The sequence below is a fragment of the Microbacterium sp. P26 genome (genome assembly GCF_023712585.1).
Classification (GTDB): domain Bacteria; phylum Actinomycetota; class Actinomycetes; order Actinomycetales; family Microbacteriaceae; genus Microbacterium; species Microbacterium algihabitans_A.
Genome location: NZ_JAMAXZ010000016.1, coordinates 1 through 522 on the forward strand (window position 1 = coordinate 1; position 522 = coordinate 522).

1 protein-coding gene is annotated in these 522 nt (G+C 64.9%); it reads right to left on the bottom strand.

All coding sequences use genetic code 11. The features are described 5' to 3' along the window. Positions 1-405 (bottom strand): ATP-binding cassette domain-containing protein (locus M3667_RS16540; protein ID WP_251509617.1); only part of this gene is annotated, 405 nt, incomplete at its 3' end. Positions 406-522 lie beyond the last annotated feature (117 nt).

Consider the following 522-nt stretch of genomic DNA (forward strand, 5'->3'; position numbering starts at 1 on the left):
TTCCCATACCGGATGCTGTTCGAACACGGTCGGCTTCTGGAACTTGCGGCCGATGCCCGCCCGCGCGATCTCGGGTTCGTTCATCCGCGCGAGGTCGATCGTCTGGCCCAGAAACACCTTGCCCGCATCGGGCCGCGTCTTGCCGGTGATGACGTCCATCATCGTCGTCTTGCCCGCGCCGTTCGGGCCGATCACGCAGCGCAGCTCGCCCGCGTCGATCGAGAGCGACAGCTTCTTCAGCGCGCGAAACCCGTCGAAGCTCACCTCGATGTCCTCGAGATAGAGAATCGTGCCGTGCGACGTATCGATGCCGGGCGGCACGACGCGCCCCATCGACGCGCTGCCGCTGACGGTCAGCTCGTCCTCGGGGGGCGGCGTGAACTGGTAGAGCGCCGTTCCATTCATGCGCGTTTCCCCTTCGCGAGCACGGTTTCGACGAGGCCCATGATCCCGCGCGGCAGCAAGAGCGGCACGAGCACGAAGATCAGACCGAGGAAGAACAGCCAGTATTCGGCGAAGTAC